The 18,824-nt window shown below is 72.0% G+C and carries 17 protein-coding genes and 1 pseudogene; 5 read left to right on the forward strand and 13 right to left on the reverse strand.

Annotated elements, in window-relative coordinates; translation table 11 throughout:
• Positions 1-64: 64 nt before the first annotated feature.
• Complete coding sequence (locus ABZZ38_RS26345; RefSeq protein WP_356744324.1) at positions 65-622, forward strand: helix-turn-helix domain-containing protein; 558 nt, start codon at positions 65-67, stop codon at positions 620-622.
• Positions 623-631: 9 nt separating this feature from the next.
• Here ABZZ38_RS26345 and ABZZ38_RS26350 read toward each other — a convergent pair whose 3' ends face one another.
• Complete coding sequence (locus ABZZ38_RS26350; protein WP_356744326.1) at positions 632-1,339, reverse strand: M23 family metallopeptidase; 708 nt, start codon at positions 1,337-1,339, stop codon at positions 632-634.
• Between the two features lie 472 nt (positions 1,340-1,811).
• Here ABZZ38_RS26350 and ABZZ38_RS26355 point away from each other — a divergent pair.
• Positions 1,812-3,139, forward strand: a pseudogene (locus ABZZ38_RS26355) (NACHT domain-containing protein); the annotation flags it as partial.
• 517 nt (positions 3,140-3,656) lie between these two features.
• Positions 3,657-5,228 carry a D-alanyl-D-alanine carboxypeptidase/D-alanyl-D-alanine-endopeptidase gene (dacB, locus tag ABZZ38_RS26360; protein ID WP_356744328.1) on the forward strand — a complete coding sequence of 524 codons (1,572 nt, stop codon included), beginning with the start codon at positions 3,657-3,659 and terminating at the stop codon, positions 5,226-5,228.
• 108 nt (positions 5,229-5,336) lie between these two features.
• On the opposite strand, the gene ABZZ38_RS26365 is transcribed toward dacB, so the two are convergent.
• Positions 5,337-7,862, reverse strand: coding sequence for an ATP-dependent Clp protease ATP-binding subunit (locus ABZZ38_RS26365; protein ID WP_356744330.1), 2,526 nt, complete (start codon positions 7,860-7,862; stop codon positions 5,337-5,339).
• 430 nt (positions 7,863-8,292) lie between these two features.
• Here ABZZ38_RS26365 and ABZZ38_RS26370 point away from each other — a divergent pair, with 430 nt between their 5' ends.
• Positions 8,293-8,883, forward strand: a complete 591-nt coding sequence (locus ABZZ38_RS26370) for an SCO3374 family protein (protein WP_356744332.1) — start codon at positions 8,293-8,295, stop codon at positions 8,881-8,883.
• Here ABZZ38_RS26370 and ABZZ38_RS26375 read toward each other — a convergent pair.
• From ABZZ38_RS26375 to ABZZ38_RS26425, 11 genes are all read right to left on the reverse strand, one after another.
• Positions 8,862-9,197, reverse strand: a complete 336-nt coding sequence (locus ABZZ38_RS26375; RefSeq protein WP_356744334.1) for an Lsr2 family protein — start codon at positions 9,195-9,197, stop codon at positions 8,862-8,864. The genes ABZZ38_RS26370 and ABZZ38_RS26375 overlap by 22 nt on opposite strands.
• A gap of 147 nt (positions 9,198-9,344) precedes the next feature.
• Positions 9,345-9,893: an amino-acid N-acetyltransferase gene (locus tag ABZZ38_RS26380; protein ID WP_356744336.1), complete on the reverse strand. Its 549-nt coding sequence runs from the start codon at positions 9,891-9,893 to the stop codon at positions 9,345-9,347.
• A 9-nt stretch (positions 9,894-9,902) separates the two neighbouring features.
• Positions 9,903-10,391 carry a BlaI/MecI/CopY family transcriptional regulator gene (locus ABZZ38_RS26385; protein ID WP_356744338.1) on the reverse strand — a complete coding sequence of 163 codons (489 nt, stop codon included), beginning with the start codon at positions 10,389-10,391 and terminating at the stop codon, positions 9,903-9,905.
• Between the two features lie 132 nt (positions 10,392-10,523).
• Positions 10,524-10,697: a hypothetical protein gene (locus ABZZ38_RS26390; protein WP_356744340.1), complete on the reverse strand. Its 174-nt coding sequence runs from the start codon at positions 10,695-10,697 to the stop codon at positions 10,524-10,526.
• 14 nt (positions 10,698-10,711) lie between these two features.
• A complete protein-coding gene (locus ABZZ38_RS26395) occupies positions 10,712-11,296 on the reverse strand; it encodes a hypothetical protein (RefSeq protein WP_356744354.1) in 585 nt (194 codons plus the stop codon).
• Positions 11,297-11,480: 184 nt separating this feature from the next.
• Entirely contained in the window at positions 11,481-12,287 is an 807-nt protein-coding gene (locus ABZZ38_RS26400; protein ID WP_356744342.1) for a type III pantothenate kinase, read from the reverse strand.
• Positions 12,287-13,303: a carboxylating nicotinate-nucleotide diphosphorylase gene (nadC, locus tag ABZZ38_RS26405; protein WP_356744344.1), complete on the reverse strand. Its 1,017-nt coding sequence runs from the start codon at positions 13,301-13,303 to the stop codon at positions 12,287-12,289. The genes ABZZ38_RS26400 and nadC overlap by 1 nt, the downstream gene beginning before the upstream one ends.
• Positions 13,304-13,305: 2 nt before the next feature.
• Entirely contained in the window at positions 13,306-14,997 is a 1,692-nt protein-coding gene (locus tag ABZZ38_RS26410; RefSeq protein ID WP_356744346.1) for an L-aspartate oxidase, read from the reverse strand.
• Positions 14,994-16,013: a pantoate--beta-alanine ligase gene (panC, locus tag ABZZ38_RS26415; RefSeq protein ID WP_356744348.1), complete on the reverse strand. Its 1,020-nt coding sequence runs from the start codon at positions 16,011-16,013 to the stop codon at positions 14,994-14,996. Before panC ends, ABZZ38_RS26410 begins: the two co-directional genes overlap by 4 nt.
• The gene (locus tag ABZZ38_RS26420; protein ID WP_356744350.1) at positions 16,010-16,981 is read right to left on the reverse strand and encodes a DUF2520 domain-containing protein; all 972 of its coding nucleotides are present in this window, start codon (positions 16,979-16,981) and stop codon (positions 16,010-16,012) included. Before ABZZ38_RS26420 ends, panC begins: the two co-directional genes overlap by 4 nt.
• 171 nt (positions 16,982-17,152) lie before the next feature.
• Positions 17,153-17,443 carry a hypothetical protein gene (locus ABZZ38_RS26425; protein ID WP_356744352.1) on the reverse strand — a complete coding sequence of 97 codons (291 nt, stop codon included), beginning with the start codon at positions 17,441-17,443 and terminating at the stop codon, positions 17,153-17,155.
• 104 nt (positions 17,444-17,547) lie between these two features.
• Between ABZZ38_RS26425 and ABZZ38_RS26430 the strand changes: the two genes are divergently transcribed.
• Positions 17,548-18,636, forward strand: a complete 1,089-nt coding sequence (locus tag ABZZ38_RS26430) for a DUF5937 family protein (RefSeq protein WP_356744356.1) — start codon at positions 17,548-17,550, stop codon at positions 18,634-18,636.
• Positions 18,637-18,824 lie beyond the last annotated feature (188 nt).

Below are 18,824 nucleotides of genomic sequence, written 5' to 3' on the forward strand. Positions count from 1 at the left end.
ATGGGAACGGTAGAAACGGCACTAGCCGGTCGTCAAGTAAGTTTGTTGGAGAGGACCGGGATCCATGGCCCGAGGCAACACCCGCCAGCGCATCCAGGACGTGGCCCTCGACCTCTTCGCCGACCAGGGCTACGAGAAGACCTCGCTGCGGGAGATCGCCGAGCGGCTGGAGGTCACCAAAGCCGCGCTGTACTACCACTTCAAGACCAAGGAAGACATCGTCATCAGCCTCTTCCAGGACTTGTCGCGCCCCATCGACGACCTGATCGCCTGGGCCGAGGAACAGCCGCGCACGCTGGAGACCAAGCGGGAGATCCTGCGCCGCTACCACGAGGCGCTGATGGGGGCCGCCCCGCTCTTCCGCTTCATGCAGGAGAATCAGGCCACCGTGCGCGAGCTGAGCATCGGCGACCACTTCAAGGCGCGCGTGATCACGCTGACGCGGCTGATCCAGGAGCCCGACCTGGACATGGTGGACCGGATGCGGTGCATCAGCGCGCTGTTCACGATGCACGCCTCGATGTTCTTCATGCAGAACGTCGAAGGCGACCCCGAGGAGAAGCGCGAAGCCGTTCTCGAGGTCGCCATCGGACTGGTGACCGAGGCCCATGAGGGCCGCTGACGCCTGACGTCAGAGGGTGACGCCCTCGGCGCGCAGGAACGCCGCCGGGTTGACCGAGGAGCCGTAGTTCGGGGTCGTACGGATCTCGAAGTGCAGGTGCGGGCCGGACGAGTTGCCGGTGTTGCCGGACTTGGCGATGACCTGGCCGGTCTTCACGGTCTTGCCGACCCCGACGTTGATCTTCGACAGGTGGGCGTACTGGGAGTACGTGCCGTTGGCGTGCTTGAGCACGATGGCGTTGCCGTACGCGGGGCCGTCACCGCCGCCGTTCGGGCCGGCCTTCACCACGACACCGCTGTGCGCGGCCTTGACGGGGGTGCCGACGGGGACGGCGAAGTCCTGGCCGGAGTGCTTGTTGGCCCACATGGCGCCGCCCTGGTTGTAGGACGCGCTCAGCGTGTAGTGGGAGACCGGCTTCACCCAGGACACGGCCTTCTTCGCCGCCGCGGCCTTGGCCGCCTTCGCGGCCTTCGCCACCTGGGCGGCCTTCGCGGCCTGCTGCTCCGCCGCCGCCTTCTTGGCGGCCGCGACCTGCTGGGCGATCGTGGACTGGGCCTCGGCCTGCGCGGCGACGGCGGCCGCGGGGTCGAGGGCGGGGCTCGCCTGTCCCTCGGCAGCGAACGCGGCACCGGCTCCGAACACCATGGACGCTCCCATGCCGGCGGCGGCGAGGGCGACGGCGGCGTTACGGGCGGGGTGCTTGATGCGGTTCGACATACGGGGAAGACCTCCGGACAAGAACGGACCCGACGCGAGCGGCGCGCCGGGCGAGTGCTCATCCTTGGTAACCCGCCCTCCCATCCCACCTCAAACCACCCATCTACGACATCTTCTCGTAGGCGACCCGGTGTGACGCGCACGCTTGACGGCCCGCCTCAGTCGAGGGCCAAAGTCCAAAATGTCCTTAGAAAGTAAGGTTTGCCAGAGATGGCACGCCGCTGGCCTGCGGCTTTTCCGGCCGCCTTCACCCCCGTACCAGCGGCACTCGGCGCGCGCGGACCACCCCACCCCCCGGAAGCCCACGCATGGGGCGCCCGCACCGCACTATTCCGCCTAGTACCGCCCAAAACGGCTGTGCGGCTTGTCACGAGCCACGGCCCCCGTATTGTCCGTTTCGGGACCAAAGACCCGGAGCCCTGGCTACGCTCGACACGTCGACGATCACGCCACGGCTCACGGGGGGACGGACGTGGACCCAGCACTCATCGGTGTCCGCGTCACATCGAGCGCCATCAGCCCGCTCATCAGGAAGCTCTTCGTCCAGGACGGCCCCGGCGCCGGCCTCGTCGAGCAGCGCGTGCGCCTCTCACGCCTCGTCTCCTTCCGCGGCGAGCAGCGCGCCCTCACCGAGCGGGACGTACGGAAACTGGCCGCCACCCCGGTCCGCAAGGCCCTCGACACCCCCGGCGAGCAGCCCTTTCCGCACGACGAGACCGACGCGGTCGTCGACGCCCTGTCCCGGACGCTGCTCGCCCTCGGCGACCTCGACATGGACGACGTCCGGGCCGTCCACCTGGGCCACCGCGCACTGGCCCGGCACCTGCGCACCAGCGGCCCCGCGCCCGACGGTCTGTCGACGGACGCGACGCTGTTCCTCGACACGGTCACCGAGTGGGCGTGCCTGCACATCCTGGACTTCTTCACCCGGCGCTCGACGTTCATCGCCCGCACCCTGGTCGAGCAGCGCCGGGACCTGGCCGAGCTGATCGGCAGGGCCGACCGGCTGATCGCCCGCACGCCCCACGTCACCGCACAGGACGGGGACTTCGAGCGGCGCTGCCGCGCGTACCTCGGCAAGAAGCACGGCAGCCTGACCATCTAAGGCATCGACCTGCACCACTCGCCGGACACCTGGCCCCTGGACGCGGCCTATCTGAGCCTCCAGGCCGGTTCCGCGACCGCATGGCCGGCCCTCGACGAGGAGGCCCGGCGTGGCGGCGCGACCACGCGCGACGCGCTCCGCCTCGAACTCGCCCGGCTTCTCCCGCCCCGCCCCGCCGATCTGGTCCTCGCCGACCACGGGCGCGTCCTGCTCCGGGGCGTCGCGGGCTCCGGCAAGACCACGCTCATCCAGTGGCTCGCCGTCTCCGCCACCGACGGCACCCGCCGCGAAGGGGGTGAGAGCCCCATGGCGTACTTGCGCGACAAGGTCCCCTTCGTCTGCCCCTGCGCACGCTGACCCGCCACGGCGAGCCGCTGCCCTCCCCGGACCGCTTCCTCTCCGCCGTCGCCTGCCCGCTCGTCCCGCCCGACGGCTGGGCCGACCGCGTGCTGTCGGCCGGCCGCGCTCTCGTCCTCGTCGACGGGATCGACGAGGTGCCGGCGCCCGAGCGCGAGCGCGCCCGTGGCTGGCTGCGCGATCTGCTCGCCGCCTACAGCGGCAACCGCTGGCTCGTCACCTCCCGCCCCTCGGCGGTACGCGACGACTGGCTCGCCGCCGACGACTTCACCGAGCTGACGCTCTCCCCGATGAACCGTGCCGAGGTGATCGCGTTCGTCCGCCGGTGGCACACCGCCATGCTCGACCTGGCGGACGCCCCGGCGCCTCGGGGAGGGCTGAGCGGCATCGCCCGGTTCGGCGCGGTGACCGACCTGTACCTCGGCGCCCGGAGCAGCCCCCTGCGGCCCGAGGAGTGGACGGCACTGGCCGCACTGGCGGGCCTGGCCGACCTGAGGATCGCGTGGGAATCGCTGACCCGCTGCCCGCCCGGGCTCTCGCTCCCCGACGTGGCGGAGCTGACGCTGGTCAATGCCGGGGACCATCCGCTGCCGGATCTCGAACGCGTGCCCGACCTCTTCCCCGGACTGGCGATCCTCAGTCTGATCGACGACGTCCTGCTCCCGCCCGAGCTCGACCTGACACCGCTCGCCGGGATGGAGCTGGTGGCAGTCCATCTGCCTCCGGGAGTGCCGGTGCGAGGAGAGGCCAGGCTGCCCGCCGGTGTCGTACGCCGCATGGGGGCGCACTGACATCCGCCGACACCCCACGCGCGGGTTCTTCCCACCCCCTCCCCCCTCCGCCATCCTCCTCTGCATGAGCAGACACGTGACGCGCGTGACCTCCCTCGCCCTCGGGCTCGCCGCCCTTCTCACGGTGAGCGCCCTCCCCGCCGACGCCGGGCCCTCCGACTCCGGTCTCAAGGGGGCCATCGACACGATCCTCACCGACCCCCGGCTCGACGGCGGCGCCGTGAGCGTCGTCGTCGCCGACGCCGCCACCGGGGACACGCTCTACCAGCGCGACAGCGGCGACCGGCTGATGCCCGCCTCCAACACCAAGCTGGTCACCTCGGCCGCCGCCATGGCCCTGCTCGGCCCCGACCACCGCTTCCGTACGGAGGTGCTGTCCACCGGGCGGCGTGCCGGCGGCGTCCTGCGCGGCGACCTGTACCTGCGCGGTACGGGCGACCCCACCACCCTCGCCAAGGACTACGACGCGCTCGCCGCGCGGGTCGCCGCCTCCGGCATCACCCGGGTCTCCGGCCGCGTCGTCGCCGACGACACCCGCTTCGACACCCACCGGCTGGGCCGCGCCTGGGCCGCCGACGACGAGTCGTCGTACTACTCCGCGCAGATCTCGCCCCTCACCGTCGCCCCCGACACCGACTACGACGCGGGCACGGTCGTCGTCGAGGCCGCCCCCGCCACCACGGCGGGCGCGAAACCGCGCGTCACCCTCACCCCCCGCACCGGCTGGGTACGCGTCGACAATCGCGCCTCGACCGTCCCCGCCGGCCGGCCCGACACCCTCACCATCGAGCGCCGGCACGGCACGAACACCCTCGTGATCAGCGGTGACATCCCCCTCCGGGGCGCCGCCACCAGGGAATGGGGCACCGTCTGGGAGCCCACCGGCTACGCCGCCGCCGTCTTCGCCGACGCGCTCGCCGCCCATGGCGTCCGTATGGGAGGACCGCCTCGCCTCGGTGAACGGACGCCCGACGGGGCCACGCTCCTCGCCACCCACAGCTCCATGCCCCTCAGGGAACTCATGCGCCCCTTCATGAAGCTGTCCAACAACATGCACGCCGAGGCGCTCACGAAGACGATCGGTTACGAGTCGTCCGGCCGCGGCACCTGGAGCGCCGGCCTCGCCGCCATCGGCGCGTACCTGAAGACCGAGGGTGTGGACCCGGACCGGTACCGCCAGACCGACGGCTCCGGCCTCTCCCGGATGAACCTCTTCTCCGCCGCCCAGCTCGCCCGCCTCCTGCTCGCCGTCCAGGACGCCCCCTGGTTCGCCGATTGGTACGCCTCCCTCCCCGTCGCCTGCGCCCCCGACCGCTCCACGGGCGGCACCCTGCGCACCCGGATGTGCAACACGCCCGCCGCCCTCAACGCGCATGCCAAGACCGGTTCGCTGACGGGCGCGTCGGCCCTCTCCGGCTACGTCACCGACGCCGGCGGGCGCCGCCTGGTCTACGCGGTCCTCCTCAACAACCACCTCGCCCCGTCCGTCAAGAGCGTCGAGGACGCGATCGTCGTGACGCTGGCGAAGTCCGACACGGCGAACGGCACCATCCGACCCGCACAGCCGCCCCGTACCCGCGCCACCGAACCGGCGGCCGACCTCGAATGCTCCTGGCGGAAGCCGGCGTCCTGCTGAAACGCCCGGCGCCCAGGCCGCACGGCCGAAAAAAGGGGGCTGCCCCGGACCGTACGTTTCCGTACGCGTCCGGGGCAGCCCCTTCAGTCGCTCAGCTCCCTGGGAGCGTCACGCGTCCTTCGACAGGTTCGGGCCGGCGCCGCCGGCGGCCTGCTCGATCGGGGGGACGTCCGGCAGAGCCGCCTTCTCCTCGCCGCGGAAGGTGAACTTCTTCTGCTCACCCTCGCCCTCGGTGTCCACGACCACGATGTGACCGGGGCGCAGCTCACCGAAGAGGATCTTCTCGGAGAGGATGTCCTCGATCTCGCGCTGGATCGTCCGGCGCAGCGGCCGGGCGCCCATCACCGGGTCGTAGCCGTGCTTCGCCAGGAGCTCCTTGGCGGAACCGCTGAGCTCGAGGCCCATGTCGCGGTCCTTCAGTCGCTCGTCCACCTTGGCGACCATCAGGTCGACGATCTGGATGATGTCTTCCTGGCTGAGCTGGTGGAAGACGACCGTGTCGTCGACGCGGTTGAGGAACTCGGGCCGGAAGTGCTGCTTGAGCTCTTCGTTGACCTTCGCCTTCATCCGGTCGTAACCGGTCTTGACGTCGCCCTGTGCCGCGAAGCCCAGGTTGAAGCCCTTCGAGATGTCCCGGGTCCCGAGGTTGGTCGTCATGATGATGACCGTGTTCTTGAAGTCCACGACCCGGCCCTGGGAGTCGGTCAGGCGACCGTCCTCCAGGATCTGGAGAAGGGAATTGAAGATATCGGGGTGGGCCTTCTCGACCTCGTCGAAGAGGACGACGGAGAACGGCTTGCGGCGCACCTTCTCGGTGAGCTGGCCGCCCTCTTCGTAACCCACGTATCCGGGCGGGGAACCGAAGAGGCGGGAAACCGTGTGCTTCTCGCTGAACTCCGACATGTCGAGGGAGATCATCGCGTCCTCGTCGCCGAAGAGGAATTCGGCGAGCGTCTTGGACAGCTCGGTCTTACCGACACCGGACGGGCCGGCGAAGATGAACGAGCCACCCGGGCGCTTCGGGTCCTTCAGGCCGGCCCGCGTACGGCGGATCGCCTGCGACAGGGCCTTGATGGCGTCCTTCTGCCCGATGACGCGCTTGTGGAGCTCGTCCTCCATGCGGAGCAGGCGCGAGGACTCCTCCTCGGTCAGCTTGAAGACCGGGATGCCGGTGGCGGTCGCGAGGACCTCGGCGATCAGCTCGCCGTCGACCTCGGCGACGACGTCCATGTCGCCGGCCTTCCACTCCTTCTCCCGCTTGGCCTTCGCCGCCAGCAGCTGCTTCTCCTTGTCACGGAGAGACGCCGCCTTCTCGAAGTCCTGGGAGTCGATCGCGGACTCCTTGTCCCGGCGGACCGCGGCGATCTTCTCGTCGAACTCGCGGAGGTCCGGCGGCGCGGTCATGCGGCGGATGCGCATCCGGGAGCCGGCCTCGTCGATCAGGTCGATCGCCTTGTCCGGCAGGAAGCGGTCCGAGATGTACCGGTCGGCCAGGGTGGCGGCCTGGACCAGCGCCTCGTCCGTGATGGAGACCCGGTGGTGGGCCTCGTAACGGTCCCGCAGACCCTTGAGGATCTCGATGGTGTGCGGCAGCGACGGCTCCGCGACCTGGATGGGCTGGAAGCGGCGCTCCAGGGCCGCGTCCTTCTCCAGGTACTTGCGGTACTCGTCGAGCGTGGTGGCGCCGATGGTCTGCAGCTCACCGCGGGCGAGCATCGGCTTCAGGATGGAAGCCGCGTCGATGGCGCCCTCGGCGGCGCCCGCACCCACCAGGGTGTGGAGCTCGTCGATGAAGAGGATGATGTCGCCACGGGTGCGGATCTCCTTGAGCACCTTCTTCAGGCGCTCCTCGAAGTCACCGCGGTACCGGGAGCCGGCGACGAGCGCGCCGAGGTCCAGGGTGTAGAGGTGCTTGTCCTTGAGGGTCTCGGGCACCTCGCCCTTGACGATGGCCTGCGCCAGGCCCTCGACGACCGCCGTCTTGCCGACGCCGGGCTCGCCGATGAGGACCGGGTTGTTCTTGGTCCGGCGGGACAGCACCTGCATGACCCGCTCGATCTCCTTCTCGCGCCCGATGACCGGGTCGAGCTTGGACTCACGGGCGGCCTGGGTGAGGTTGCGGCCGAACTGGTCGAGGACCAGGGACGTCGAGGGGGTGCCCTCGGCAGGGCCACCGGCGGTGGCGGCTTCCTTGCCCTGGTAGCCGGAGAGCAACTGGATGACCTGCTGCCGCACCCGGTTGAGATCGGCGCCCAGCTTCACGAGGACCTGGGCGGCGACGCCCTCGCCCTCGCGGATCAGGCCGAGCAGGATGTGCTCGGTGCCGATGTAGTTGTGGCCGAGCTGAAGGGCCTCGCGGAGCGACAGCTCCAGGACCTTCTTGGCACGGGGCGTGAAGGGGATGTGCCCGGACGGGGCCTGCTGGCCCTGGCCGATGATCTCCTCCACCTGCTGGCGGACCGCCTCGAGCGAAATCCCGAGGCTCTCCAGGGCCTTAGCGGCGACACCCTCACCCTCGTGGATCAGGCCCAGGAGGATGTGCTCGGTGCCGATGTAGTTGTGGTTGAGCATCCGGGCTTCTTCCTGAGCCAGGACGACAACCCGCCGCGCGCGGTCGGTGAACCTCTCGAACATCGTTAATCGCTCCTCAGAGCGGTCAGGCAGTAAGGGGTCGGTCCCCTCCCTGTCCTTCCGCAGCTTAGTCCCGCAAGCGGGGACCGCTCATTCCAACTGCCGACACCCGTCAATGGCCTCCTGACCCGAACGCCGACAAATGCTCCAACCCGATGGTGCGAGACGATGTTCCCGCAGGCCAGGCACTTACCCTCACCGGTTGTACGCCGATGGCGAACGTGAGACGTCCGCGGCCTGCGTGTCGCCCCTCCCCACTAGGAATGTCTTACCCGTAAGCACGGACACTCCATGCGGCGGACCCCGGTTCCCTCAGCTAAGGGCGAACACCCTTGCGCCCATGACCACTCGCGCGCACGCCCATCGCCCGCACGGTGAGTGATCGATTCCCCACTGCGCGTAACCTCGGCGCCGGGTCGGGAGTTCCCCGGGTATGGCCTTCACCGTTCCGCTGCCGCGCGTGCCGCTCGACGACGGCGACCGGGCGCGGTGGTACGAGCACGGGCTCGGCTGGGCGGTCGACAGCCGCTCGGGCGGCGTGGAGCTGCTGACGGGGCTCCGCTTCGATGTGCTGGAGCTGCCGGCCGCCGCCGGGGCCGCCGTACTGCGGCGCCTGGGGGGTCGCTGGCCCGTGGCCGTCCAAGGGCACCGGATGCGGATGCTGGTGGCCGCGGGCAGCGCCGACGAGCTGCCGGGGCTGCTCGACTGGCTGGAGTGGGGCGGCATCGGCCTCGACCTGGCCGCGCTGGGCGCGGGCGGCCGGATGACCGCCCCTGTTCCCCCGGGATGGAGCGGATCCGGCTCGCCGGGCGCCGCCGTGTGGCTGCGCCCTCCCGTGCCGGGGCGCGAGGTGGAGCCGACACTGCCGGCTCCGCCCGCGCTCGCGGCGGACTGGGCCGCCGGGGGCGACGGGGGTGGCCCCGGTCTCGTACGGCTCGTGGACGCGGCGGCGACGGAGTGCCTCCGGGTCCGGCTGCTGAATGCCGGCAGGGCCGCCCGCACTCAGTGGTTGGCGTCCTCGTAAGCCTTCTTGATGTCGGCCGGCACGCGACCGCGGTCGTTCACATTGAGGCCCTGCTCCTTGGCCCACGCGCGGATCTTCGCGGTGTCGGGGCTGCCGCCGGCGGCGACGCGTCCCTTGCCACGGCCACCCGCGGAACGGCCACCGGTACGCCGGCCGCTCTTGGTGTACGGCTCGAGCAGGCTGCGGAGCTTGTCCGCGTTGGCGGTGGTGAGGTCGATCTCGTAGGTCTTGCCGTCCAGAGCGAACGTCACCGTCTCGTCCGCCTCGCCACCGTCGAGGTCGTCAACAAGAAGGACCTGAACCTTCTGTGCCACCGGATTTCCTTTCATCGAAAATGCAGTACGCGGAAAGGAAACCGCTTTTCCCGGGAAAACACAAACCCCCGGGAGAGGTTCGGAACCGCGAGAACGCGGGAAACATACGCGATTCGGACATAGGGATCGGCGTTGCCGATCGGCCGGTCACAGGTGCAGAAGCATCCGGCTGTTGCCCAAGGTGTTCGGCTTCACTCGTTCGAGACCCAGGAACTCGGCGACACCCTCGTCATAGGAACGCAGGAGCTCGGCGTAGACATCTCCGGCGACCGGCGTCTCACCGATCTCCACGAAGCCGTGCTTCGAGAAGAAGTCGACTTCGAAGGTCAGGCAGAATACCCGGCGCACACCGAGCCAGCGGGCCGTCTCCAGCAACTTGCCCAGCACTTGATGGCCGACACCTGCGCCCTTGAACTCGGGATCGACGGCGAGAGTACGCACTTCGGCGAGGTCTTCCCACATCACATGCAGTGCGCCGCACCCGACGACGGTGCCGTCCCCGTCGCGTTCCGCGACCCAGAACTCCTGGATGTCCTCGTAAAGCGTCACGGTCGCTTTGTCGAGCAGGATGCCTTCGCCGACGTACGGATCCACAAGACGGCGGACGGCCGGCACATCGGTGGTCCTGGCCCGCCGTACGGTCACGGCATTTGCGGCGGGATTGGGCGGCGTAGGCGGAAGCTGGGTGGAGGACATGGGTGGACGCTATCGCCCTGTGGGGTCCTCGTCGTCGGCGGCCTCGCGCTGTGCGGGTTGCTCACCGGTCGCCTCTTCGCCGGCTTCGACTTCCGTGTGTTCCCGTTCCGCGGGCGCCGCCGGTTCTTCTTCCGGGGTGTCCCCCTGGACGATGCGGACGGCGGCATTCAGCGCCTCGCGCTGCTCCGGCGACATCATGCCGAAGAACGCCACCAGGGCCGCCGCGGGGTTGTCGCTCTTCGACCACGCTTCGTTCATCAGTGCGGCCGAGTAGGCGGCACGGGTGGAGACCGCGGTATATCGATAGGCGCGGCCGGAGACTTCCCTGCGCACCCAGCCCTTCTGATGGAGATTGTCCATTACGGTCATGACGGTGGTGTAGGCGATGGAGCGTTCCTGCTGGAGATCCTCCAGGACTTCCCGGACGGTGACCGGGCGGTTCCATTGCCAGACGCGGGTCATGACGGCGTCTTCGAGCTCTCCCAATTGACGCGGCACGTCGTCACCATAGTGGGGGATGTCGGAATAACTGGCTATTGACCTATCAAACGTAACAAAAAGGGCGTACGCCGCGTAAGCGGTCGTACGCCCTGTGGGCTCGGCGGGTACGGGTCGGGTCGCCCCGGCCGGTCAGGCGGAGCCGTCCGGCTGCCGGGCGGCCTCGGCGCGCGCCAGCGCCGCGTCGACGGCCGCGTCCTCCTTGGCCTTGTTCGGGCCACCCTGGCTCTTGACGATCGTCACCACCAGGGCGATGAAGAAGGCGGCCATCACCACCGGGGGCAGGAGCGCGGATACGTAGTCCATGCCGACCAGGGTAACTAGCTCGCCGCCCGTTTCTCGGGCGGGGGCGCCGCCGGGCGGCGGCGCGGCGGGAAGACCTCGGACGGCTTGGGCACCGGGCGCTCGGCGGGGGGCGGGGCCGGAGGCGTGGGCGCGGGCTTGGGCTTGGGCGTGTCGCCGGCGCCGGCGGTCGCGGTACGGCCGCCCGGCAGGGCGAGCAGCCGCAGGCGGGGGGCCGGCGGGGCGGTGCGCTGCCCGGCGAGGCGGGCCCGCACGGACTGTTCGGCCAGGGTTCGGCAGCGCTCCAGGAGGGCGGCGCCGACGGTCTTGTGGCGCAGGGTGCGCAGCGCGGCCAGGTCCTCAGGGCGGGGGTCGTAGCCGGTCGCCAGGGCGTCCTGGAGGAGCTCCAGATAGCCGGGGGCGGAGCCGGGCAGGGCGTCCCGGTAGCGTGCGAGGTCCGCGAGGAGGAAGGCCCGCAGCCGCCCGGCCTCGCGGACCGCCTCGTCCACGGAGCCGGCGAGGCGGTGGCAGTCCTGGACGTCCTCGTCGTCGAGCGGGGTCGGGTGCAGGGCATGGGCGAGGGCGCGTCGGAGCACACGCAGCTCATCCGCGCCGAACGCCAGGCCGCCGCGGGATCCGTATGGCGTAGGCATGGCCCGACGATACGCGCCAATCGGACAAAAATTGTTTAATCGGTCCATTCTGGGCGCGTTGCCCGACCGTGTTCGTGCGGGAGCGAGTCGGTGCCCGGACGGTGCGGGTCGGGGCGGCGCGCCCGGGGTGGTGCGGGTCCGGCGCCTTCGCCGCCTACATGCGGGACACGTTCCGCTCGTAGACCAGGCGCAGACCGATCAGGGTCAGCCACGGCTCGTGCTCGTCGATGCCCTGGGACTCGCCCAGGACCATCGGGGCGAGTCCGCCCGTGGCGATGACCTTGACGTCCGACGGGTCGCCGGACGGGCCGGCCAGTTCCCGCTTCATGCGGTGCACGACGCCGTCGACCTGGCTGGCGAAGCCGTACACGATGCCCGCCTGCATCGCCTCCACCGTGTTCTTGCCGATCACGCTGCGCGGGCGGGCCAGCTCGATCTTGCGGAGCTGGGCGCCTTTGACGCCCAGCGCCTCGACCGAGATCTCGATGCCCGGGGCGATGACGCCGCCCACGTACTCGCCGCGCGCGCTCACCGCGTCGTACGTCGTCGCCGTGCCGAAGTCGACGACGACCGCCGGTCCGCCGTAGAGCTCGACCGCGGCGACGGAGTTGATGATGCGGTCCGCGCCGACCTCCTTGGGGTTGTCCACCAGGATCGGCACGCCCGTCTTGATGCCCGGCTCCACGAGGACGGCGGGGACGTCGCCGTAGTAGCGCCGGGTCACCTCGCGCAGCTCGTGCAGGACGGAGGGGACGGTCGCGCAGATCGCGATGCCCTCGATGCCGTCGCCCAGCTCGTCGCCGAGCAGGGGGTGCATGCCCATCAGGCCTTGGAGCAGCACGGCCAGCTCATCGGCGGTGCGACGGGCGTCCGTGGAGATCCGCCAGTGCTCGACGATCTCGTCGCCGTCGAAGAGGCCGAGGACGGTGTGGGTGTTGCCGACGTCGATCGTGAGCAGCATCAGCCCTGCTCCGCCTCTCGCAGGTCGAGGCCGATGTCGAGGATCGGGGAGGAGTGGGTCAGGGCGCCCACCGCGAGGTAGTCCACGCCGGTCGCCGCGTACGCCGCGGCGTTCTCCAGGGTCAGACGGCCGGACGACTCCAGAATTGCGCGGCCGGCGACGATCGTGACCGCCTCCACCGTCTCGGCCGGGGTGAAGTTGTCCAGCAGGATCAGGTCGGCGCCCGCCTCCAGGACCTCGCGGACCTGGTGGAGGTTGTCCACCTCGACCTCGATCGGGACGTCGGGGAACCGGTCCCGTACGGCCTTGAAGGCCTCCGCGACGCCGCCCGCCGCCACCACGTGGTTGTCCTTGACCAGCGCGGCGTCGGAGAGGGACATGCGGTGGTTGACGCCGCCGCCGCAGCGCACCGCGTACTTCTCCAGGGCGCGCAAACCCGGCGTCGTCTTGCGGGTGTCGCGGACCTTCGCCTTGTGGCCCTCCAGCGTGTCCGCCCACGCGCGCGTGGCGGTGGCGATGCCGGACAGGCGGCACAGGACGTTCAGCGCGCTGCGCTCGCCGGTGAGCAGGTCGCGGGTGCGGGTGGTGACGGACAGCAGCTTCTGGCCGGCCTCGACGCGGTCGCCGTCCTCGACGTGCCGCTCGACGGCGAACTCCTCCGTGCAGACGACCGACATGATCGCCTCGGCGATGTGGATGCCCGCGACCACGCCCGCCTCACGTGCGGTGAAGTCGGCGGTGGCGACGGCGTCCTCCGGGACCGTCGCGACGGTCGTCACGTCCACGCCGCCGTCCAGGTCCTCCTCGATCGCGCGGTACGCCACGTCCTCGACGAGTACGGGGTCGAGGCCGGCGTTGACCAGCAGCGCGGCCAGCGCGGGGTCGAGCCCGCACTCGTACACCTCGTCGTCGCCCCCGCAGCCGCAGCCGTCACCGCAGCCTTCCGGCGCGGCCGGTGCGCCGATGTTGATCAGGGGGACGTCCACGGGCTGCGGGCGTTCTTCGGGCGTGCTCACGGTTACGGCTCCTGGGGGGCGTCGGCGGCGGTCGGAGGGAAGTCTTGGGTGTCGGTGGCGCGCACGTCCAGAGCCCGGTCCGGCCCGAGGCGTACGACGAGGTGGCGGCGGAACGCGGTGTCGTCGCGGTCGGGGTGGTCCTCGCGCCAGTGGCAGCCGCGGGTCTCCTCGCGGCGGCGGGCCGCGGCCACCAGGACCCGGGCGACGCACAGCAGGTTGGTGGTCTCCCACGAGTCGACGCCCGGCTCGGCGGCCTTGCCGTCCTCGCCGGCGACGGCGCTCGCGTGGACGGCCTCCAGCTCCTCGGCCGCGGCGGCGAGGCTCCGCGCGGAGCGCAGGACTCCCGCGCCGGTGGTCATCACGTGCTGGATCCGGGCGCGCGTGGCCGGGTCGAGCAGCGGGAGGAGCGTGGGGGCGGGGTGCGGGACGGGCGTACCGGGCTCCCGGGAGGTGTGCGCCGCGATGTCGTCGGCGATGCGCTCGGCGAAGACCAGGCCCTCCAGGAGGGAGTTCGACGCGAGGCGGTTCGCGCCGTGGACGCCCGTGCAGGCCACCTCGCCGCAGGCGTACAGGCCCGGGACCGTGGTACGGCCGTGCAGGTCCGTGCGGACGCCGCCCGACGCGTAGTGCGCCGCCGGGGCGACCGGGATCGGTTCGGTCACCGGGTCGATGCCGTGCGCGCGGCAGGCGGCGAGGATCGTCGGGAAGCGGGACTCCCACATCCCGGCGCCGAAGTGCCGGGCGTCCAGATACATGTGGTGGGCGCCCTGTTCGCGCATCCGGCGCATGATGCCCTTGGCGACGATGTCGCGCGGTGCGAGCTCGGCCAGCTCGTGCTGCCCGACCATGAAGCGGACGCCGTCCGCGTCGACGAGATGGGCGCCCTCCCCGCGTACCGCCTCCGACACCAGCGGCTGCTGGCCCTCCGCGTCGGGGCCGAGGAACAGGACCGTGGGGTGGAACTGGACGAACTCCAGGTCGCTGACCTCCGCGCCGGCGCGCAGCGCGAGCGCCACGCCGTCGCCGGTGGAGACGGCCGGGTTGGTGGTCGCGGAGAAGACCTGGCCCATGCCGCCGGTGGCGAGGACGACGGCCGGCGCGTGGACCGCGCCCACGCCGTCGTGCTGGCCCTCGCCCATGACGTGGAGCGTCACGCCCGCCGTGCGGCCCTCGGCGTCCGTGAGGAGGTCGAGGACCAGGGCGTTCTCGATGGTGCGCACCGCGCGGTCACGGACCGCGTCGACCAGGGCGCGGGAGATCTCCGCGCCCGTCGCGTCACCGCCGGCGTGGGCGATGCGGCGGCGGTGGTGGCCGCCCTCACGGGTCAGTTCGATGGTGCCGGCCTCGTCGGTGTCGAACCGCGCGCCGGTCGCGATCAGCCGGCGTACGGCGTCGGGGCCCTCGGTGACCAGCGCGCGCACCGCCTGCTCGTCGCACAGGCCCGCGCCCGCGACGAGCGTGTCGTCCTCGTGCTGCTCCGGAGTGTCGCCCTCGCCGAGCGCCGCGGCGATACCGCCCTGGGCCCAGCGCGTCGAACCGTCGTCCAGGCGGGCCTTGGTGACGACGACCGTGCGCAGACCGGCGGCCGTGCAGCGCAGGGCGGCGGTCAGGCCCGCGACACCGGAGCCGACCACGACGACGTCGGCGTCGATGGCCCAGCCGGGGGCGGGGGCCTGGAGGCGTATGCCGGTCATGCGGGCGCTCCGAAGGTGAGGGGAAGGTTGTCGATGAGCCGGGTCGTGCCGACCTTCGCGGCGACGGCGAGGATCGCCTCACCGGTGTGGTCGTCGGGCACCTCGGTGAAGTCGGCCGGGTTCACCAGGGCCAGGTAGTCCAGGGCGAGCGGCGGCTTGCCCTTCGCCGCCTCGTCGAGTACCGCGCGGGCCGCCGCCCGAACCGCGTCCGCCCCGCCCGGGCCCGCCGCGGCCACCGCGTGGGCGTCGGCCGCGGCGCGGGACTCGCCGAGCCGGGACAGGGCCTCGGCGCGGCTCTCGGAGGTGCGCAGCGTCTCGGCGCGGGCGCGCAGCGCCGCTTGCGCGGCGAGCCGGTCGCGGGCGGCGAACAGCGCGGCGGACAGGGCGAGGGCGGTGCGGCGCTCGGCGGGTGACAGGTAGCGGTTGCGGCTGGAGAGCGCGAGGCCGTCGGGCTCGCGGGCGGTCGGTACGCCGACGATCTCGACCGGGAAGTTCAGATCGCGGGCCATGCGGCGGATCAGGGCCAGTTGCTGGGCGTCCTTCTGGCCGAAGAACGCCACGTCCGGGCGGGTCAGGTGGAGCAGCTTGGCGACCACGGTGAGCATGCCGTCGAAGTGACCGGGGCGGGACGCCCCTTCGAGGCGCTCGCCCATGGGGCCCGCGGTGATCCGGACCTGCGGCTCCCCGCCCGGGTAGACCTCGTCGACGGAGGGGGCGAAGACCGCGTCCGCGCCCGCCCGCTCGGCGGTCCTGAGGTCCGCCTCCAGGGTGCGGGGGTAGCGGTCGAGGTCCTCACCCGCGCCGAACTGGAGGGGGTTGACGAAGACGGTGACCAGGACGTGGCCCCGCGCGCCGACGTGCCGGCGGGCGGTGCGGACGAGCGTGGCGTGCCCGTCGTGGAGGGCGCCCATGGTCATGACGACGGCCGTGCGGCCGCCGCGCGCGGCCACCGCGTCCAGGGCGCGGTTCAGCTCCGCGCGGGTGGGGATCAGTGCGAAGTCGCGGTCGCGGCTCATCGGCTGCCGTCTCCTTCGGTGCCTTCGGTGCCTTCCGCGCCTTCCGCGCCTCCTGCCGGACCCGCCGGGCCCGCTCGGTCCGCCCGGTCCGCGAGGACGCCGAGGAGGTCCTCCGCGAGCTCCGGCTTGAGCAGGCCGTGGGCGAGCGCCCGGTCGGCGGTCGACCGGGCCATGGCGAGATAGCCGGCCACGGTGGCGGGGGCGTGCTTGCGCAACTCGGCGACGTGCGCGGCGACCGTACCGGCGTCGCCGCGTGCGACGGGGCCGGTGAGGGCCGCGTCGCCGGAGCGCAGGGCGTTGTCGAGGGCGGCGCCGAGCAGGGGGCCGAGCATCCGGTCGGGGGCGGCGACCCCCGCCGTGCGCAGCAGCTCCATGGACTGGGCGACGAGCGTGACGAGGTGGTTGGCGCCGAGGGCGAGGGCCGCGTGGTAGAGCGGGCGGGCCTCCTCCTCGATCCATTCCGGTTCGCCGCCCATCTCGATGACCAGCGCCTCGGCGGCGAGCCGCAGCTCCTCGGGGGCGGTGACTCCGAAGGAGCAGCCGGCCAGCCGCTGGACGTCGACGCTCGTACCGGTGAACGTCATGGCCGGGTGCAGGGCGAGCGGGAGCGCGCCGGCGCGGCGGGCCGGGTCGAGCACGGCCGTGCCGTACCGCCCGGAGGTGTGCACCAGGAGCTGCCCGGGGCGCACGGCTCCGGTCTCGGCCAGGCCCTGGACCAGGCCGGGCAGGGCGTCGTCGGGGACGGTCAGCAGCACCAGATCGGCCCGCTCCAGGACCTGGGCGGGCGGGACGAGCGGCACGTCGGGCAGCAGCTCGGCGGCGCGTCGCGCGGACGCGTCGGACACGCCGGACACGGCCACCGGACGGTGCCCGGCGAGCCGCAACGACGCGGCGAGGGCGGGCCCGACCCGTCCGGCGCCTACGACGCCGACGGTGAGCCGGGCGGGGCGGGGTTCAGATGCGTTCACGCGGGCGTCGGCCTTCCGTTCCAGTCCGCGGGGGGTACCGGACGATTTCTGGTCATGCTACGCCAGCGTTTCGTTCCGCTTGCTGACCGTCCACAGGCGGTGACCGCCGGTGTGATGATCGGCTCGGCGGCGGGGGGGGCGGGGCGTCGGCGTGCCGGGGAGGCTCCGGTCTCAGGGCCTCGGGCGGTCCTGGCGCGGAGGGTCATGACGCGGGGGGTCGTGGCGCGCGGGGGCGGAGGGGCCACCGGGGCCGGAGGGGCCGCCGGGGCGGTCCGGGCGGTCCGGGGCGTCGGCGGCCTCGGTGACGTACGGCGTGGAGGCGCGCAGAAGCGCGCGGCAGCGGCGGAGGTCGCGCAGCGAACGCAGCGTTCGCCAGTCGTACGCGCCCGGCAGTGGCGGCCGGGGGGCGCCGTGCAGGTCGCTGCGGTAGGCGTCGATCAGGTGCTGGTGCAGGGCGTTCATGTCTTCCAGGGTCCGCGCCACGGGCCGTGCGGGCGCGTCGATTGACGAGGGGCGTCAATCGGCGCGAGGCCGGCCCCCGCAACCCTCACCATGGGGACGTGAGCGTGAGCATCGACATCACCGGCCTGCCGCCCGAGCGCATCGTCTTCGACATCTCGCCCCTCGCCGAGCTGGGCGTGGCGCTGCACGCCCTGTCCGAGCCGGGGCACCACCCGGGGCTGCACGGCTGGGCGACCGCCACCGCCGCCGCGCTGAAGCCGGATCTCGCCGACCGGCTGCATGAGGCGAACTTCCTGTGGACGACCACGTTCTCCGACATCCTGATGCCGTTCGCCGGCATCCGGGGCGGCGAGGGCCGCACTGGCGCCACGCTCGCCGAGGAGCTGGACCTCCTCGACCGGCTGGACGAGGAGCGCTTCATGGCGGCGGCCCTGGACTTCACCTGCTCCGCGCAGTACGTGAACGGCGGCCCCCTGCGCACCGAACGCGCGCTGGAGCTCGCCGCCAACCGCGGCCCCCGGCAGCTGGAGTTCACCCGTCGGCTGCTCGCCGACCCTCCCGGCGTACGCGCGTGGCTGCGCCGTCTCTTCGAGGACTGCGACGAGGCGTTCTTCGCCGACACCTGGCGCCGCGTCCAGCCCGGCCTGGCCGCCGATGCCCGGCACAAGACCGAGGTGCTGCGCCGCAAGGGCCTGCACGAGGTGCTGCACGCCGTCTCCCCCGCCGTGACCCTCAGCGAGGACGGGGGCGCGCGGCGCATCGACGTCGACAAACTCATCGACGGCCGGACCGCCGCCACGGGCACCGGCGTGACGTTCGTGCCGTCCAGCTTCGGCTGGCCCCACCTGTGGGTGGTGCACGCTCCCGGCTGGCGGCCAGTCGTCCACTACCCCGTGGGCGCGCCCGAGCTGCCCGGGCCGGCCTCGGTGGAGCTGCTCCACCTGCGCATGGAGGCGCTGGCCCACCCGATGCGCATGCGCCTGTGCCGGCAGCTCGCCCGCGCCGCGTACACGACCAGCGAGCTGGCCGACTGGCACGGCATCACCCCGCCGGAGGTCTCGCGCCACCTCGCCGTACTGAAGAAGGCGCAGCTGGTGACCACGCGCCGCCGCGGCCGGTACGTCCTGCACCAGCTCGACGTCGCCGCGGTCGCCCGCATCGGCAGCGACTTCCTGGAGACGGCGCTGCGCTAGGGAGCGTCTTCACAGGAGCGTCGTCCGCCCGAAGGGCGGGCCCGGCGGTGTCCGGCGCGTGCGATCGCAAGGCGGAGAAAGGAGGCACCGCGGTGGGCCCACCTCCCGTGCCCGAAGGGCTACGGGGGACATCGGCGACTGACGACAACGCGGCTGGGGGTACCCCCAGGCGCGTTGCTCTGGGGAGT

Source organism: Streptomyces sp. NPDC006368 (assembly GCF_040612535.1).
Classification (GTDB): Bacteria; Actinomycetota; Actinomycetes; order Streptomycetales; family Streptomycetaceae; genus Streptomyces.

Excerpts from the sequence above, each read along its gene's own strand:
- ABZZ38_RS26345 (WP_356744324.1), top strand. The coding sequence starts at position 65 with ATGGCCCGAGGCAACACCCGCCAGCGCATCCAGGACGTGGCCCTCGAC.
- ABZZ38_RS26350 (WP_356744326.1), bottom strand. The coding sequence starts at position 1,339 with ATGTCGAACCGCATCAAGCACCCCGCCCGTAACGCCGCCGTCGCCCTC.
- dacB (WP_356744328.1), top strand. The coding sequence starts at position 3,657 with ATGAGCAGACACGTGACGCGCGTGACCTCCCTCGCCCTCGGGCTCGCC.
- ABZZ38_RS26365 (WP_356744330.1), bottom strand. The coding sequence starts at position 7,862 with ATGTTCGAGAGGTTCACCGACCGCGCGCGGCGGGTTGTCGTCCTGGCT.
- ABZZ38_RS26370 (WP_356744332.1), top strand. The coding sequence starts at position 8,293 with ATGGCCTTCACCGTTCCGCTGCCGCGCGTGCCGCTCGACGACGGCGAC.
- ABZZ38_RS26380 (WP_356744336.1), bottom strand. The coding sequence starts at position 9,893 with ATGTCCTCCACCCAGCTTCCGCCTACGCCGCCCAATCCCGCCGCAAAT.
- ABZZ38_RS26390 (WP_356744340.1), bottom strand. The coding sequence starts at position 10,697 with ATGGACTACGTATCCGCGCTCCTGCCCCCGGTGGTGATGGCCGCCTTC.
- ABZZ38_RS26400 (WP_356744342.1), bottom strand. The coding sequence starts at position 12,287 with ATGCTGCTCACGATCGACGTCGGCAACACCCACACCGTCCTCGGCCTC.
- ABZZ38_RS26410 (WP_356744346.1), bottom strand. The coding sequence starts at position 14,997 with ATGACCGGCATACGCCTCCAGGCCCCCGCCCCCGGCTGGGCCATCGAC.
- panC (WP_356744348.1), bottom strand. The coding sequence starts at position 16,013 with ATGAGCCGCGACCGCGACTTCGCACTGATCCCCACCCGCGCGGAGCTG.
- ABZZ38_RS26425 (WP_356744352.1), bottom strand. The coding sequence starts at position 17,443 with ATGAACGCCCTGCACCAGCACCTGATCGACGCCTACCGCAGCGACCTG.